We start from the raw sequence: 15,495 nt of genomic DNA on the forward strand, positions 1-15,495 counted from the left end.
GTCCCCGGCAGGGTGTTACAGCCAGCTCGCGAACTCCAGCAGCAGTTCGCCGTCCTCGCGGCCGCCCACCGACAGGTACCAGACGCCCGCCTCCACCGCGCGGAACAGCGACCAGCCGCGCAGCCGGTCGCGGTCGACCTCCAGGGCGTCGGCGAGGCTGGTGATGCGGCGCCGGGCGGCGGCCCGGGAACCGGGTTGGGCGGCGAGTGTGGCGAGCCGGTCGCGGGCCAGCCAGGCCAGGTCGTAGGCGCGTTCGCCGACCTTCGGCTTGGGGTCGATGGCCAGCCAGGGCATCCGGTCGCCGGCCAGCACGTTCCCGTGGTGGAAGTCGCCGTGCAGCAGGAAGCTCTCCGCGCTGTCGGCCACCAGGCCGGCCCGTGCCGCCAGCGCCTCGTCGATCAGGGCCCGGGCGTCCGCGGCGTACGGCTCCGCCCGGCGCCGGGCCAGCAGCTCCGCCAGCTCACCGGTGAAGTCGGCCACCGAGGTGAAGGGGTGGCCGGCGGCCGGCGGCACCCACAGCCGCCGCAGCAGGTCGGTGGCCTCCAGCATCGCCCGCGGTTCGGCGAGCGAGCGCAGGCTCTCGTCGGCGTGCAGCCGTTCCAGCAGCAGCGCGCCCTGCCCGGGATCGGCGGCCAGCAGCCGTACGGCCCCGTGTCCGTCCCAGTGCGCCAGCGCCGCGTGCTCCTGGTCGGTCTCCCGGTTGACCAGGCCGACCTTGAGCACGGCCGGGCCGCCCTCGGCGTCCCGCACCAGCACGATCATGCTGATCTGACCGCCCGCGGCGAGCACCCGCTCCGGGGTCAGCCGCCAGCGCCGCAGCAGCTCCGCCGTCAGGTCCGGCAGGGCCGCCAGCCACGCCCGGCCCGCCTCGCCCTCCCACGCGGTGACCGTCCTGCTCAGCCGCTCGGGCGGGTCCAGGCGTACGGGCGCGGCCCCGTCGTCCCCCGCTGAACCCATGGCAGTGCGTCCCTCCGTCGTGCGTACGTCCCCGGCGCGGCCTGCACGCCCCGCGCTGCGACTACCGGCCGGACGGTTGGCCGGGTTCCGGCAGTCCCGGGAAGGCTACGCCGCTGCCGGTCCAGCGCACCGCGCGCACCGCCGCCTCGCGCAGGGCGGCCGCCGTGTCCGGCCGGATGTCGCCTGTCGCGTACGTCCCCGGCGCGGCCCGTACCCCCCGCGCTGCGACTACCGGCCGGACGGTTGGCCGAGTTCCGCCAGTCCCGGGAAGGCTACGCCGCTGCCGGTCCAGCGCACCGCGCGCACCGCCGCCTCGCGCAGGGCGGCCGCCGCGTCCCGCCGGATGTCGCCTATCGCGACCCGCACCAGGTCGCCGTACGCGCCGGCCACCCGCTCCTCCAGGAAGGCCGCGAGCTTCACCGCACCGGCCGCGTCCGGCACGGCGAACGGCAGCTCGTACCCCGGGGCGGCGGCCACCGGCACCGCGCCCAGGTCCACGACCGTGCGCGCCAGCGTGTCCCGCCGGGCCCGGTGCGCGTCGTACGCCTGCCGCGCCTCGGCCTGGCGGGCCCCGGCGACCCGGCCGCCGACCACCGTGTACCCGTACACCGCGGCGTGCTCGGCCGCGAGCGCCGCCTGGGCGGCGTCGATGACCGCGTTCACTTCTCTCCCCGACTTCTTCCGGATCGTTCTCGGTCGTTTCCGGGCTGTGCCCGGTTGTGCCTGGCTGTTCATGATCGTTGCCGGCCGTTCCCGGCTGATCGCGAATGTTCGCGGCCGTTCCCGCCCGGCCTGCCCGGCCGGCCGCTGGGGGCCGGTTCTCCTCGTCCGCCCGCGGCCGGGGCCAGTCCTTCTCCTCCGCCCGCGGTCCGGCTCTCCGCTTCCCCGGCCGCGGTCCGGCTCTCCGCTTCCCCGGCCGCGGCGGTCGTCCGCGCTGTCAGCCGGCGCCGGCGCCCGACACCGCGCCGGGCCGCCCCTGCGCCGCAGTCAGCAGGACCACGTGCGCTGCGCCCGCCGCCGCCACCGAGGCCAGCAACCGCGCCAAGTCCCCGGGCACCTCCAGCACAGTGGCGGCCCTGCGGTCGGCGAGCGTGCGCTCCATCGCTACGAGCGAGGTGAGCGTGGGGACGGACCGGGCCGCCGGGGTGCTTGCGTGGCCGGGAGCCGCCGGGGTGCCGCCGAAGGCCTGGACGTGGCGGGCGACCTCCGCGCGCAGCGGGCGCAGCGAGGCGGCCAGCGCGGGGTGGGCGGCGATCACGGCGTCGTACGAGGCGAGCAGCGCGGCGCTGTCCCGCAGGGCCTGCGTGCGCTCGGCGGTCCCCGGTGGCCGCGGTGCCGCACGGTGGCCGCTGCCGCTGTCCGGCGCGCACCCGGCCGTGGTGCCCACGGTGCCCGCGGCCGCGACGGCCAGTAGTCTGCGCCTGCTCGGCCGGGGGATGTCCGGGATCATGCAGGGAGTTTAGGGCCTGTTCCGGGTGCCGGAGCCCGGGGTCCGCGGCGACCGCGGCCCGCCGCGGGAGCGTGCTCGCAGGAGTCCCGCCCGGGGCGAATTGGTCGGGGAGCCGCCCGCCCGGGTAAAGTTTGGCTGACACGCGACCTTCCATGACAACAGCAGACGCGGCCGAGGAGTCACCCGGATGAGCACCACCCAGAGCGAGAGGCTGCGCGCGCTGCTGGAGCCGCTTGTGAGCAAGGCCGGCCTGGACCTGGAGGAGATCAAGGTCACGGCGGCCGGGAACAGGCGTCAGCTCCTGATCGTTGTCGATGCGGACGACGGCGTGGACCTCGACGCGATGGCGGAGGTCAGCCGGGAGGTCTCCCAGGCCCTGGACGTCTCGGACGTGATGGGCGAGACCCCGTACCAGCTCGAGGTGAGCTCGCCCGGCACCGACCGGCCGCTCACCGAGCCCCGCCAGTTCCGGCGCAACACCGGCCGGCTGGTCAAGCTGCGGCTCAAGGAGCGCGGCGAGCTGATCGCGCGGATCATGGCGGTGGACGACACCGGGCTGGACCTGGAGGTCCCCGGGGTGAAGGGGCGCAAGCCCAAACCGGCCAGGGCCGAGTTCGACGAGATCGAGCGGGCCCGGATCGAGGTGGAGTTCAGCCGGAAGCAGGACGCGGCGGACGGGGACGACGCGCTCGACACCGTCGACACGGACGACGCCATCGACGCGGACGACCTGGACCACGACACCGACCTGGACGAACCGGGGACCGACGGCGGCGCCGTCGACGAGAGCACTGAGGAGGCGTAGCCGTGGACATCGACATGAAGGCCCTGCGGGGCTTGGTGCAGGAAAGGCAGATCTCGTTCGACCTGCTGGTCGAGGCCATCGAGTCCGCGCTCCTCATCGCCTACCACCGCGAGCCGGGCAGCCACCGCAAGGCGCGCGTCGAGCTGGACCGTACCTCCGGGCACGTGACCGTATGGGCCACCGAGGAACCGGAGGAGGCCGGCGAGGGGGCCGAGCCGCGCGAGTTCGACGACACGCCGAGCGGATTCGGCCGGATCGCGGCGTCCACCGCCAAGCAGGTGATCCTGCAGCGGCTGCGCGACGCCGAGGACGACGTCACCTTCGGGGAGTACGCCGGCCGTGAGGGCGACATCGTCACCGGTGTGGTCCAGCAGGGCAAGGACCCGAAGAACGTGCTGGTCGACATCGGCAAGCTGGAGGCGATCCTGCCGGTGCAGGAGCAGGTGCCGGGCGAGGACTACGCCCACGGCACGCGCCTGCGCAGCTACGTCGTCCGGGTCGCCAAGGGCATGCGCGGCCCGTCGGTGACGCTCTCGCGCACCCACCCCAACCTGGTGAAGAAGCTGTTCGCGCTGGAGGTGCCGGAGATCGCCGACGGCTCGGTGGTCATCGAGGCGATCGCCCGCGAGGCCGGTCACCGCTCCAAGATCGCGGTCCGCTCGACCCGGTCCGGGCTGAACGCCAAGGGCGCCTGCATCGGACCGCTGGGCGCCCGGGTGCGCGCGGTGATGGCCGAGCTCAACGGCGAGAAGATCGACATCGTGGACTGGTCGGACGACCCGGCCGAGATGGTGGCCAACGCGCTGTCGCCGGCCCGGGTCTCCAAGGTCGACGTCGTCGACCAGGCGGCCAGGTCCGCCCGGGTGACCGTGCCCGATTACCAGTTGTCACTGGCGATCGGCAAGGAGGGCCAGAACGCCCGGCTCGCCGCCCGGCTGACCGGCTGGCGGATCGACATCCGGCCCGACACCGAGCAGCCCCAGGGCTGAAACACGCGAACAACCGTGCGCCGACTCACTCGAAGGGGTGAGGTCGGCGCGGGGAGGTAGACTAGGAGTGTCTGGTCGGACGCTGGTCCCAGCATGCCCGGAGCGAACCTGCATCGGCTGCCGGCAGCGAGCGGCCAAGACCGATCTGCTGCGTGTGGCGGTGGCCGGGGACGCGTGCGTACCCGATCATCGCGGTACGCTGCCCGGTCGGGGTGCTTATCTGCATCCCGCCCTTGCCTGTCTCGACCTGGCGGTCCGCCGCCGGGCGTTCGCCAGGGCGTTCAAGCGCCCGGTGACGCCCGACAGTGCGGAACTGCGCCGATACGTCGAGCGGGCAGCCCCGTAAGAACCCGTAAGTAGTAGGAAACGTACGGCACGGCCCACCCCGTGCGGTCAGGTACCTCGCGCGAGATGGAAGTAGGTCGAGATTGCGATGAGCACTCGATGAGTACGCGATGAGTACGCCCATGAAGTAGCGAAGGTCCGGCGGACGACCACCCCGGACCAGAAGGAGCGAAGTGGCTAAGGTCCGGGTATACGAACTCGCCAAGGAGATGGGAGTCGAGAGCAAGGTCGTCATGGCCAAGCTCCAGGAACTCGGCGAATTCGTCCGTTCGGCGTCCTCGACGATCGAGGCACCGGTAGTCCGTAAACTGACTGACGCTTTCCAGGGACCCGGCACCGCCGGCAAGTCCGCTGCCAAGCCGTCCGCGCCCCGCAAGGCGGCGCCCGCCAAGCCGGCCCCCACCCCGGGTGCGCCGGCCCGTCCCGCTGCCCCGGCGCCCAAGCCGGGTATCCCGGCCGGTCCCGCGGCCCCCGCCGCGCCGTCCGGCGCCGGCCCCGCGCCGGCCTCGACCCCGGGCTCCGGCCCGCGGCCCGGTCCGCGACCCACCCCGGGTCCCCGGCCGGCCCCGGCGGCACCCGTGCCGGCCGCGGAGTTCCAGGCGCCGCCGTCGGCCCCGCCGGCTCAGCAGCAGCAGCCGCCGCAGCAACAGCAGCAGTCCCCGCGCTCCGGCGCGACCCCCGGCCCGCGGCCGGCCCCCCGGCCCGGTCAGGGTGGACAGGGCGGCCAGCACCGCGGCGAGGACCGTCCGCGTCCCGGTGGCCGTCCGGCCCCCGGCCAGGGCGGCGGTGGCCAGCGTCCGGGCGGTGCCCGTCCGGCCGGCCCGCGTCCGGGCAACAACCCCTTCACGTCCGGTTCCACCGGCATGCCCCGCCCGGGTGGCGGTCCGCGTCCCGGTGGCGGCCAGGGCGGTGGCCCGCGTCCCGCGGCCCCCGGCGGCGGTCCGCGTCCCGGTGGCGCCCCTCGTCCGGGTGCGCCCGGCGGTCAGGCCGGTCCCGGCGGACCGCGTCCCACGCCCGGCGGCATGCCGCGCCCGCAGTCCGCGGGTCCGCGGCCGAACCCGGGCATGATGCCGCAGCGTCCCTCCAGTGGTCCTGGTGGCGGCGGTCCCGGCGGGCGTTCCGGCGCTCCCGGCCGTCCCGGCCCCGGCGGCCGCGGTGGCGGCGGCGGTCCGCGTCCCGGTGGTGGCGGCGGCGGCTTCGCCGGCCGTCCGGCCGGTCCCGGCGGCGGTGGTGGTCGTTCCGGCGGCTTCGGCGGCCCGCGTCCCGGTGGCGGCGGCGCCCCCGGTGGTGGCGGCGGCTTCGGCGGCGGCGGTGCGCGTCCCGGCTTCGGCGGCAGGCCCGGTGGTCCGGGCGGTCGCGGTGGCACGCAGGGTGCGTTCGGCCGCGGTCCCGGCGGGCGTCCGGCGCGCGGTCGCAAGAGCAAGCGGCAGCGGCGCCAGGAGTACGAGGCCATGCAGGCCCCGTCCGTGGGCGGTGTGCTGCTGCCCCGCGGCAACGGCCAGACCGTGCGGCTGTCGCGCGGTGCCTCGCTGACGGACTTCGCCGAGAAGATCAACGCCAACCCGGCGTCGCTCGTCCAGGTGATGCTCAACCTCGGGGAGATGGTCACCGCCACCCAGTCGGTGTCCGACTCCACCCTGGAGCTGCTCGCCGGCGAGATGAACTACGTGCTGGAGATCGTCAGCCCGGAGGAGGAGGACCGCGAGCTGCTCGAGTCCTTCGACATCGAGTTCGGCGAGGACGAGGGCGGCGAGGAAGCACTCGTCTCCCGGCCCCCGGTGGTCACCGTCATGGGTCACGTCGACCACGGCAAGACCCGCCTGCTCGACGCGATCCGCAAGACCAACGTGGTCGCGGGCGAGGCCGGCGGCATCACCCAGCACATCGGCGCGTACCAGGTCGCCACCGAGGTCAACGGCGACGAGCGGCAGATCACCTTCATCGACACCCCGGGTCACGAGGCGTTCACCGCCATGCGTGCCCGCGGTGCGAAGTCGACCGACATCGCCATCCTGGTCGTCGCGGCCAACGACGGCGTGATGCCGCAGACGGTCGAGGCGCTCAACCACGCCAAGGCCGCCGACGTGCCGATCGTGGTCGCGGTGAACAAGATCGACGTCGAGGGAGCAGACCCGACCAAGGTGCGCGGCCAGCTCACCGAGTACGGGCTGGTGGCCGAGGAGTACGGCGGCGACACCATGTTCGTCGACATCTCCGCCAAGCAGGGCCTGCACATCGACCAGCTCCTGGAGGCGGTCGTCCTGACCGCCGACGCGGCGCTGGACCTGCGGGCCAACCCGGAGCAGAGCGCACAGGGCATCGCCATCGAGGCGCACCTGGACAAGGGCCGCGGCGCCACCGCGACCGTCCTGGTGCAGCGCGGCACCCTGCGGGTCGGCGAGACCATGGTCGTCGGCGACGCGTACGGCCGCGTGCGGGCCATGCTCGACGACGCGGGCAACACCGTCGACGAGGCCGGCCCGTCCATGCCGGTCCAGGTGCTGGGCCTGACCAACGTGCCCGGCGCCGGCGACAGCTTCATCGTCGTCGACGAGGACCGCACCGCTCGGCAGATCGCCGAGAAGCGGGCCGCCCGTGAGCGCAACGCCGCGTTCGCCCGCAAGGGCCGCCGGTTCTCGCTGGAGAACCTGGACGAGGCGCTGCGGGCCGGTGAGGTGCAGGAACTCAACCTCATCATCAAGGGCGACGCGTCCGGTTCGGTCGAGGCCCTGGAGTCCGCGCTGGTCCAGCTCGACGTCGGCGAGGAGGTCGACATCCGGGTGCTGCACCGCGGCGTGGGTGCCGTCACCGAGTCGGACATCGACCTGGCGACCGGCTCCGACGCCATCGTGATCGGCTTCAACGTGCGCGCCGCCGGGCGTGCCACGCAGATGGCCGAGCGCGAGGGTGTGGACGTCCGCTACTACTCGGTGATCTACCAGGCCATCGAGGAGATCGAGGCGGCCCTCAAGGGCATGCTCAAGCCGGAGTTCGAGGAGGTGGAGCTCGGCACCGCCGAGATCCGCGAGGTCTTCCGCTCCTCCAAGCTCGGCAACATCGCCGGTGTGCTCATCCGCTCCGGCGAGGTGCGGCGCAACACCAAGGCGCGGCTGCTGCGCGACGGCAAGGTCATCGCGGAGAACCTCACCATCGAGGGTCTGCGCCGCTTCAAGGACGACGTCACCGAGATTCGTGAGGGTTACGAGGGCGGTATCAACCTCGGCAACTACAACGACATCAAGATCGACGACGTCATCGCCACCTACGAGATGCGGGAGAAGCCGCGCGGCTGACACCGCTGACCGATTGAGCCGGCGGTTCGGGGCCGGTCGACGGAACGCAAATTCCGTCGATCGGCCCCTGCCGTCGCCTGTACCGTCGTACCCATGTACGCAGGCACGCTCCGACTTGACCTGCTCCTGGGTGACGTACGGTCGCTGAAGGAGAAGAGGTCCGTGGTCCGCCCGATCGTCGCCGAGCTGCACCGCCGATTCGGGGTCAGCGTGGCCGAGACCGGGGACCAGGACCTCTACCGCAGGGCCGAGATAGGCATCGCGGTGGTGTCCGGTGAACTCGGGCACATCAAGGACGTCCTCGACCGGTGCGAGCGCTGGATGGCGGCCCGGCCCGAGGTGGACCTGCTGTCGGCACGGCAGCGGATCCACGGCGACGACGACTGACACCGGGCCGCGCGCCGCGCCCGGACCGGAGAAGAGAGAAACAGGACGATGACCGACACCGCGCGGGCGCGCAAGCTGGCCGACCGCATCCGGGTCGTGGTCGCGGAGACCCTCCAGCGCCGGATCAAGGACCCCCGGCTGGGCTATGTGACGATCACCGACACCCGGGTCACCGGTGACCTGCGAGAGGCGACCGTCTTCTACACGGTCTACGGGGACGACGAGGAGCGCGCCGCCTCCGCCGCCGCCCTGGAGAGCGCCAAGGGCGTGCTGCGCTCGGAGGTGGGCCGGCAGACCGGGGTGCGCTTCACCCCGACGCTGGCCTTCGTCGCCGACGCGCTGCCGGACAACGCCCGCACCATCGACGACCTGCTCGCCAAGGCCCGCGCGGCCGACGAGGAGGTGCGCAAGAGCGCCACGGACGCGCAGTACGCGGGCGACGCGGACCCGTACCGCAAGCCGGCCGAGGCGGAGGACGAGGACGCCGACTCGATCGACGAGGCCGCCGCGGCGGCCGACGAGCCCGGCGGGACCCGTGGCGCCGCCGACGAGGACGGTCCGTCACAGGCATGACGCACACGCGTACCCAGGCGCCCTCCGGGCTGGTGATCGTCGACAAGCCCGGGGGGCTCACCTCGCACGGGGTGGTCTCCCGGATGCGGCGGCTGGCCGGCACCCGGCGGGTCGGCCACGCCGGCACCCTGGACCCGATGGCGACCGGCGTGCTGATCATCGGCGTGGAGAAGGCCACCCGGCTGCTCGGCCACCTCGCGCTCACCGAGAAGGAGTACACCGCCACCATCCGGCTCGGCCAGAGCACGGTCACCGACGACGCCGAGGGCGAGGTCACCGCCTCCGCCCCGGCGACCGGGGTCACCGAGCAGGGCGTGGCGGCCGGGATCGCCGCGCTCACCGGCCCCATCCAGCAGGTGCCGTCCAAGGTCAGCGCGATCAAGGTGGGGGGCGTGCGCTCGTACACCCGGGTGCGCGAGGGCGAGGACTTCGAACTCGCCGCGCGCCCGGTCACCGTGCACTCCTTCACCGTCCAGGACCTGCGGCGCACCGGTGACCTGCTCGACCTCGACGTCACCGTGGTCTGCTCCTCCGGCACGTACATCCGCGCCCTCGCCCGCGACCTGGGCGCCGGGCTGGGCGTCGGCGGCCACTTGACCGCCCTGCGCCGCACCCGCGTCGGCCCCTACGCCATCGGGCAGGCCCGCACCCTCGAGCAGTTGGAGGAGTCCTTCGCGGTGCTGCCCATCGAGGACGCGGCCGGCGCGGCCTTCCCCCGCTGGGACGTCGACGCCGAGCAGGCCCGTCTGCTGGGCCACGGGGTACGGATCGCCGCGCCCGCCCTGCCCGCCGGCCCGACCGCCGCTTTCGGCCCGGACGGCCGCCTGCTGGCCCTGGTCGAGGAACACAGCGGCCAGGTCCGGATCGTGGCGGGCTTCGCGCAGTAGCGCCACGCGCCGCCAAGGGGCCCGGGCGCCGTGCCCCTCCCCGGATCCTTCTTCGGATTCCTCTTCGGATCCCTCTTCGGACGCGCACCGTGGAGCGGGCCGGTTTGTCCCCACAGCCGTCCCGCTCCACGATCCCCTCCACCCCCCTGACCTGTCCCTATCCATCCAGTACTCCGAAATCACTCCAATGGCCGGGCGCTCGGAGTGAACCGAGGGAGCACAGGGGGGCGCTTTCGCCCGGTGATCTGGGCGGAAGATCGCCGGGCACCTACCGTCGAAGCCGGACAAGGGCCTGTCCGGCGGATCTCGGCGGAGCAGCCCGCGGCGTCCGGTGCAGGGAGGCACCTCCCAGCGGCAGCCGGGGGGAGCGTGGCAAGGCGGAGAGTCGCCCCTCGTACCGGGTCGTACACGGATGACTGGACAACGCGGCAAGGTGCGGTGCCGGGGGGCGTGGGCCCGGCTGGATCCGCCGGACAGGCCCTGGAGTCGCGGCAGGCGGGGACGGGTGGGGAGGACGGCATGGCGGCGCACGGCGGCGGTACGGAGGAGGCGCTGGTCCGGGTGCGCGATCTGGCCGGCCGGCCCCGCGGCACCGGCTTCCTGGCCGATCACCTCGGCACCATGGTCACCAGTCACGAGGCGGTCGACGGCCTGGCCCGGCTCGTGCTGCACGCTCCCGGCGGTCAGGTGCGCCTGGCCGAGGCCGCGGCGATCACCCCGCTGCCCGAGCAGGGCCTGGCGCTGGTGGCCACCGAAGGGCTGACGGCGGCGCCGCTGCCGGTGGCGCCGGGCGGCCCCGCCGACCCGCACCGCCGGACCCGGCTGCCGCTGTCGGCCGCGCGCGGCGTGGTGGTGGCCTCCGGGCCCGTCACGTACACCGCCACCGACCGCTTCCACCTGCTGGACCAGGCGTACGAACTCGACCTGGACGGCGCCGAGGTGGCCGGGCTCGGCCCCGACGCGTCCGGCACCCCGCTGATCGACGCGGCCACCGGCGCCGTGCTCGCCGTGGTGGCCACCGCGTTGAACTCCGGACACCGTGCCGGCGGGTTCGCCGTACCCCTGCGTCCGGCGAACGCGCCGGAGCCACTGGCCGCCCTGCTCGCCCGCAACGCGGCGACCGTGCCCGCCTACGGCGCCCACCTCAACCTCGCCGGGACCCTGCACCTGGCCGCCGCCTCCACCGGCCCCGCGACCCGGACCGAGCGGTGGCGCACGGCGGTGGCCCGGCCCGGGATCACCGAGCCGCTGCGGGACTTCCTCACCGGGGACGTACGGGCCGCCGGTACGCCGCTGGTGCTCGCCCTGGTCGGTGAGCCCGGCACCGGCCGCACCACGGAACTGGCCGCGATCGCCGCGCGCCGCGCCCGGGAGCCGGGGCCCGCGCCCACGGTGTGGCTGCGCGGCGCCGACCTGCGCGCGGCCGACACCTCGATCGCCGACGCCGTGGAGCGCGCGCTGTGCGCCGCGGCCCGACTGGTCGATGCCTCGCCCGGCGCGCCCGAATGCGCCCCCGCGGACGCCGTCTGCGCCGTGGCGGCCGCCGCCGGGCGTCCGCTGCTGGTCGTGCTCGACACGCCCGAGGAGATGCCGCCGGCCCTCGCGCACGCCCTGGCCGGCTGGGCCTCGGCCACCGCCGCCTGGCTGCGGCCCGGCCCGGCCCGCCTGGTCCTCGCCTGCCGCCCCGAGTTCTGGGAGCACGCGGGCGCCCTGTTCCCGGCCGACCTGGTGTGCGGCCCGGCGTACGGGGCCGCGGCCGTGCCCGGGGGCGTACGCGCCGCTTCTGCGCCCCCGCACCGGCCGCTGCCGCCCTGTCTGCGGGTGACCGATCTCGATCCCGGGGAGGCGGCCCGGGCCCGGTCCTCGCTCGGGCTGGAACCCGGTGCGCTGCGCCTCGCCGACGCCGCCCACCCACTGGCCCTGCGCCTGCTGTCCGAGATCCGCGCCGAACTGCCCGGTGCCGAGCCCGGCCCGGCGCCCTCACGCGCCGAGGTGTTCGCCGCCCACCTGGACCTGCTGTGCCTGCGCACCGCGGAACGGCTCGCGGCCGATGCGCGGCGGCCGGTACGCGGCAGCGAACTGCGCCGGCTCGCCGCCCGGGTCGCCGGGCGCGTCCACGAGGCCGCCCGGCACTGCCTCGGCCCGGGCCAGGGCCAGCTGGACCGCGAGGCGTTCGCGGGCCTGTTCCCCTGGCGCACCGGCTGGGCGTCCGCCGTCCTCGCCGAGGGCCTCCTCGTCCCGGCCGGCGCCGGCTACCGCTTCCCCCACGAGGAGTTCGCCGACTGGCTCCAGGCCCTCCACCTCGACCTCCCGGCCGCCCTCCACGCCCTGGTCCACCGCGGGCTGCCCGCACCTCGCGGTGCGGTGGTGGCGGGTGAGGGGCGGTTCCGGGTGCCCGCGCAGGGGGCTGCCGAGACGGTGCCGGGCGCCGCTGTGCCGGCCGGAGCGGCGGCCCGGTCCCGTCCGGCGCGGCACCGCTGGTTCGCGCGGCCGTCGGCGGAGGCGGCGGGGCGGGCCGCGGGCGTGGGGGAGGGCGGGGCACGGGTGCCGGCGCAAGGGGGTACGCGGCGCCGGGAGGCGGCGGAGGCGACGGCCGCTCCTGGGGTGCGGCGCGGCGCACGGGCGGGGGAGGGACCGCGTTCCGTGCTGTCGGCCGGGTCCGGCTCGGTGGGGCAGGACAGGCTCATGCCCTCCGGGGTCGGTGGGAAGCCGTCGCAGGAGCCGCCGGCCGCGACAGGGAATCCGCCTCGTGCCCTGAAGCAGCGCTGGTTCGCCGCGTCCGCCGGGAGCGGGGACGGGGCAGCCCTGCGCGTTGCGGGGCGGGAGGACGCCGAGGAGGTGCTCGTACGGCTGCCCGTACGCCGTCTCGTGGCTCGCAGTGGGGCGCAGCCGCCGCCTGTGCCGCCGGCTCCGGCGGTGGCGCCCAGGGCGGTGCCGGTGCCCCGACACCGGGCCGGGCCGGTGGTGCAGGCCTTGCTGCTCGCGCCCGAGGAGGCGCGGGTGGCGCATCTCGGCGCCCTGGTGGCGGCGCTCGGGCGGGACCCGGGGCGCGAGGCCGGCTGGTGGGGCACGCACCTGGTGCGGGAGACGGTGCTGCGGGCCGCGGACGCGACGGCGTACCGCGAGGTGCTGGGGGAGCTGGCCGAGCGGATCGTGGCCGGGGCAGGGGAGCGCGGCGGCTTCGCGGCGGACGGACGGATGGGGGACCTCGGCGGCTTCGGGCCGTGGTTCTGGCAGCGGCTGCCGCTGGGCGCGATCGAACGGCTCGACCTGCTGCGCGTGCTGCTGCCCGCGGACCCTCCGCCGCCTGCCGGGCGCAATGGTGACGGGAAAGCCCGCTTCCTGGATGCCGCCGCCATGCTGCTGCGCGAGGACCCGGCACGGGCCGTGCCCGCCGTCTGCGGGTGGCTGCGCGACGAGCGGCCCTTGCATCCGGGAGCGGGGCCGGACCGGCCCCGGCTGACCGTGGCCCGCGCCGCGCAGGCGCTGCTGCACACCCACCGGCGGCTGGCCCCGGACGAGCTCATGGAGGCGCTGAGCGCGGCCGCCCACCCGCGGGCCGGGGAACTGCTGGCCGCCCTTGCCGAGGACGAGCCGTCGGCGGTGTGCCGCGCGGTCGACCGCTGGGCGCGCGACCCGCGGCCGGAGCGCCGGGCGGCCGCCGCCGCGTACGCGCCCATGGCGGCGAGCCATGCCCGCTCCGGAGCCGACCGCGCGCTGTTGCGGCACGCGGCGCTGGCCCTGCTGGAGCGGCCCGCCGACCACGCCCTGCACGGCGCCGCACTCGGCCTGCTGGTCCAGGACCCCGCCACCCGCGACCGTCACCTGTACCCGGCGCTGGAGCGCTTCACGGCCGGCGACCCCGGGGTGCCCGCGGCCGCGCTGGCAGCCGCCCTGCCGGCCCGGCCCGAGCCGGTGCTGGCCGCCTTCGGGGCGCGGCTGCGGACGGGCGGCGAAGGCGCCGCAGAGGTGCTGCGCGAACTGGCGGCGGTCACCGACCCCGCGCTGACCGGCCGCCTCACCGCCCTGCTCGCCGACCACCTCGCGCACCGCCCCGAGCAGGCCGGCGGTGTCGCGGCCTATCTGGACCTGCGGCTGGAGCGCGGCCCGGCGGTGCGGGCGGAGCTGGTCGCACTGACCCGCGCGGTGCTCCGGGACCACCCGCCGCAGGTGCGGCGCACCCTGCTGCCGGTGTTCGCGGCGCCCGGCACGCCCGCCTCGCGGCCGCTGCGGCAGGAACTGCTGGACCTGGTGCTGGACGGCGAGCACGACCCCGAGGTGCTGGACGCGCTGCTGGCCGCCGCCGCGGACGGCTGCCGCGGCCGGCGCCCGGTGCGTACCCGCGCCCTGGTGCACCGCCTCGGCCTGCTGCTCGGCCGCGACCCGGAGGGCGCCGCCCGCTTCGACCGCCGCGTGGTGGAATTCGCCCGCGCCGACCCCGAGTTCGGCCGCCTGGTACGGGGCTGGCTGACCGACGGCGCCGCCTGGGACGCGGTGCTCGGGCCCAGCGCGCGGCGCCGGCTGGAGGCCGCGGCGGCCCCGGACCCGGCCGGGCGGGGCGGCACCCAGGCAGGATGGCGCCGCGCGCGGGGCCCCGGCTAGAGTCGCGGCGTAGCAGGGCTCGCACCGGGCGGCGTACGCCCACGCGCGGGCCGCGCGGCGGCGCCGTACGGCGGCCGCACAGGTGCGGGGCGGATCCGCGGCCGAAGCAGCCCGCGGGGCTCCGCGGACCGTGCCGGTGGGCACGGCCGCCCGTCGGCATGGCAGGCTTGGTCCTGCAGGGCGACAGGGCTCGCGATCGTGATCCGGACTCGGTGAGGAAGCAGGAGCGGCAAGGTGCAGCGCTGGCGGGGCTTGGAGGACGTTCCCGGCGACTGGGGACGCAGCGTCGTCACCATCGGCTCGTACGACGGAGTGCACCGGGGCCACCAGTTGATCATGCGGCGGGCGGTGGACCGGGGCCGCGAGCTGGGGCTGCCCGTGGTCGTGGTCACCTTCGACCCGCACCCGAGCGAGGTCGTACGGCCCGGCAGCCATCCGCCGCTGCTGGCCGCCCACCACCGGCGGGCCGAACTCGTGGCGGAACTCGGCGTGGACGCGCTGCTGATCCTGCCGTTCACCCGTGAGTTCTCCCGGCTGTCGCCGAGCGAGTTCGTCAAGACGGTGCTGGTCGACGGGCTGCACGCGAAGGCCGTGGTGGAGGGCCCCAACTTCCGCTTCGGGCACAAGGCGGCCGGCGACGTGGAGTTCCTGTCCGCGCTCGGCCTGAAGTACGACTACGAGCTCGAGGTCGTCGACCTGTTCGTGCGGGGCGAGGCCGGCGGGGGTGAGCCCTTTTCCTCCAGCCTGACCCGGCGGCTGGTGGCCGGGGGCGACGTCGAGGGCGCCGCCGAGGTGCTGGGCCGCCCGCACCGGGTGGAGGGCGTCGTGGTCCGCGGTGCCCAGCGCGGGCGCGAGCTCGGCTACCCGACCGCGAACGTGGAGACCCTGCCGCACACCGCGATCCCCGCCGACGGCGTCTACGCGGGCTGGCTGCACGCGGCCGGCGAGGCGATGCCCGCGGCGATCTCGATCGGCACCAACCCCACCTTCGACGGCACCGCGCGCACGGTGGAGGCGTACGCCATCGACCGGGTCGACCTGGACCTGTACGGGCTGCACGTGGCTGTGGACTTCCTGGCCTACCTGCGCGGCATGGAGAAGTTCGACACCATCGACGCGCTGCTGGAGCGGATGGCCGACGACGTGAAGCGGGCCCGCGAGGTGGTCGACGCGGCGGCGGCCGCGGAGGGCTGAGTCCCGGCGCCGG

General features: G+C 75.6%; 12 protein-coding genes. 9 read left to right on the plus strand and 3 right to left on the minus strand.

Annotation, left to right across the window (positions count from 1 at the left end; translation table 11 throughout):
* Positions 1 to 15 precede the first annotated feature (15 nt).
* The 3 genes from ITX44_RS05375 to ITX44_RS05385 all read right to left on the minus strand — a co-directional run bounded on the left by ITX44_RS05375 (position 16) and on the right by ITX44_RS05385 (position 2,407).
* The gene (locus ITX44_RS05375; RefSeq protein ID WP_205355800.1) at positions 16 to 957 is read right to left on the minus strand and encodes an aminoglycoside phosphotransferase family protein; all 942 of its coding nucleotides are present in this window, start codon (positions 955 to 957) and stop codon (positions 16 to 18) included.
* A 228-nt stretch (positions 958 to 1,185) separates the two neighbouring features.
* A complete protein-coding gene (locus tag ITX44_RS05380; RefSeq protein WP_205355801.1) occupies positions 1,186 to 1,692 on the minus strand; it encodes a ferritin-like domain-containing protein in 507 nt (168 codons plus the stop codon).
* A 202-nt stretch (positions 1,693 to 1,894) separates the two neighbouring features.
* On the minus strand, positions 1,895 to 2,407 hold the full coding sequence (locus ITX44_RS05385) for a hypothetical protein (protein WP_205355802.1): 513 nt from the start codon (positions 2,405 to 2,407) through the stop codon (positions 1,895 to 1,897).
* A 187-nt stretch (positions 2,408 to 2,594) separates the two neighbouring features.
* On the opposite strand from ITX44_RS05385, the gene rimP reads away from it, so the two are divergent.
* The 9 genes from rimP (at position 2,595) to ITX44_RS05430 (ending at position 15,482) form a co-directional block, all read left to right on the plus strand.
* A complete protein-coding gene (rimP, locus tag ITX44_RS05390) occupies positions 2,595 to 3,212 on the plus strand; it encodes a ribosome maturation factor RimP (RefSeq protein WP_205355803.1) in 618 nt (205 codons plus the stop codon).
* A gap of 2 nt (positions 3,213 to 3,214) precedes the next feature.
* Positions 3,215 to 4,201: a transcription termination factor NusA gene (gene nusA, locus ITX44_RS05395; RefSeq protein ID WP_205355804.1), complete on the plus strand. Its 987-nt coding sequence runs from the start codon at positions 3,215 to 3,217 to the stop codon at positions 4,199 to 4,201.
* Between the two features lie 67 nt (positions 4,202 to 4,268).
* The gene (locus ITX44_RS05400) at positions 4,269 to 4,547 is read left to right on the plus strand and encodes a YlxR family protein (RefSeq protein ID WP_205355805.1); all 279 of its coding nucleotides are present in this window, start codon (positions 4,269 to 4,271) and stop codon (positions 4,545 to 4,547) included.
* Between the two features lie 172 nt (positions 4,548 to 4,719).
* Positions 4,720 to 7,839 carry a translation initiation factor IF-2 gene (gene infB, locus ITX44_RS05405; protein ID WP_205355806.1) on the plus strand — a complete coding sequence of 1,040 codons (3,120 nt, stop codon included), beginning with the start codon at positions 4,720 to 4,722 and terminating at the stop codon, positions 7,837 to 7,839.
* A 93-nt stretch (positions 7,840 to 7,932) separates the two neighbouring features.
* Complete coding sequence (locus ITX44_RS05410; RefSeq protein ID WP_205355807.1) at positions 7,933 to 8,226, plus strand: DUF503 domain-containing protein; 294 nt, start codon at positions 7,933 to 7,935, stop codon at positions 8,224 to 8,226.
* Positions 8,227 to 8,274: 48 nt separating this feature from the next.
* Positions 8,275 to 8,799, plus strand: coding sequence for a 30S ribosome-binding factor RbfA (gene rbfA, locus ITX44_RS05415; protein WP_205355808.1), 525 nt, complete (start codon positions 8,275 to 8,277; stop codon positions 8,797 to 8,799).
* Entirely contained in the window at positions 8,796 to 9,686 is an 891-nt protein-coding gene (gene truB, locus ITX44_RS05420; protein ID WP_205355809.1) for a tRNA pseudouridine(55) synthase TruB, read from the plus strand. Before rbfA ends, truB begins: the two co-directional genes overlap by 4 nt.
* Before the next feature lie 519 nt (positions 9,687 to 10,205).
* Positions 10,206 to 14,288, plus strand: coding sequence for a serine protease (locus tag ITX44_RS05425; protein WP_205355810.1), 4,083 nt, complete (start codon positions 10,206 to 10,208; stop codon positions 14,286 to 14,288).
* A gap of 234 nt (positions 14,289 to 14,522) precedes the next feature.
* Positions 14,523 to 15,482 (plus strand): bifunctional riboflavin kinase/FAD synthetase, encoded by a 960-nt coding sequence (locus ITX44_RS05430; protein ID WP_205355811.1) that lies wholly within the window; start codon positions 14,523 to 14,525, stop codon positions 15,480 to 15,482.
* Positions 15,483 to 15,495 lie beyond the last annotated feature (13 nt).

The organism is Actinacidiphila acididurans (genome assembly GCF_016918855.1).
GTDB lineage: Bacteria > Actinomycetota > Actinomycetes > Streptomycetales > Streptomycetaceae > Actinacidiphila > Actinacidiphila acididurans.

Excerpts from the sequence above, each read along its gene's own strand:
- ITX44_RS05385 (WP_205355802.1), bottom strand. The coding sequence starts at position 2,407 with ATGATCCCGGACATCCCCCGGCCGAGCAGGCGCAGACTACTGGCCGTC.
- truB (WP_205355809.1), top strand. The coding sequence starts at position 8,796 with ATGACGCACACGCGTACCCAGGCGCCCTCCGGGCTGGTGATCGTCGAC.
- ITX44_RS05425 (WP_205355810.1), top strand. The coding sequence starts at position 10,206 with ATGGCGGCGCACGGCGGCGGTACGGAGGAGGCGCTGGTCCGGGTGCGC.
- rbfA (WP_205355808.1), top strand. The coding sequence starts at position 8,275 with ATGACCGACACCGCGCGGGCGCGCAAGCTGGCCGACCGCATCCGGGTC.
- ITX44_RS05380 (WP_205355801.1), bottom strand. The coding sequence starts at position 1,692 with ATGAACAGCCAGGCACAACCGGGCACAGCCCGGAAACGACCGAGAACG.
- rimP (WP_205355803.1), top strand. The coding sequence starts at position 2,595 with ATGAGCACCACCCAGAGCGAGAGGCTGCGCGCGCTGCTGGAGCCGCTT.
- ITX44_RS05375 (WP_205355800.1), bottom strand. The coding sequence starts at position 957 with ATGGGTTCAGCGGGGGACGACGGGGCCGCGCCCGTACGCCTGGACCCG.
- ITX44_RS05410 (WP_205355807.1), top strand. The coding sequence starts at position 7,933 with ATGTACGCAGGCACGCTCCGACTTGACCTGCTCCTGGGTGACGTACGG.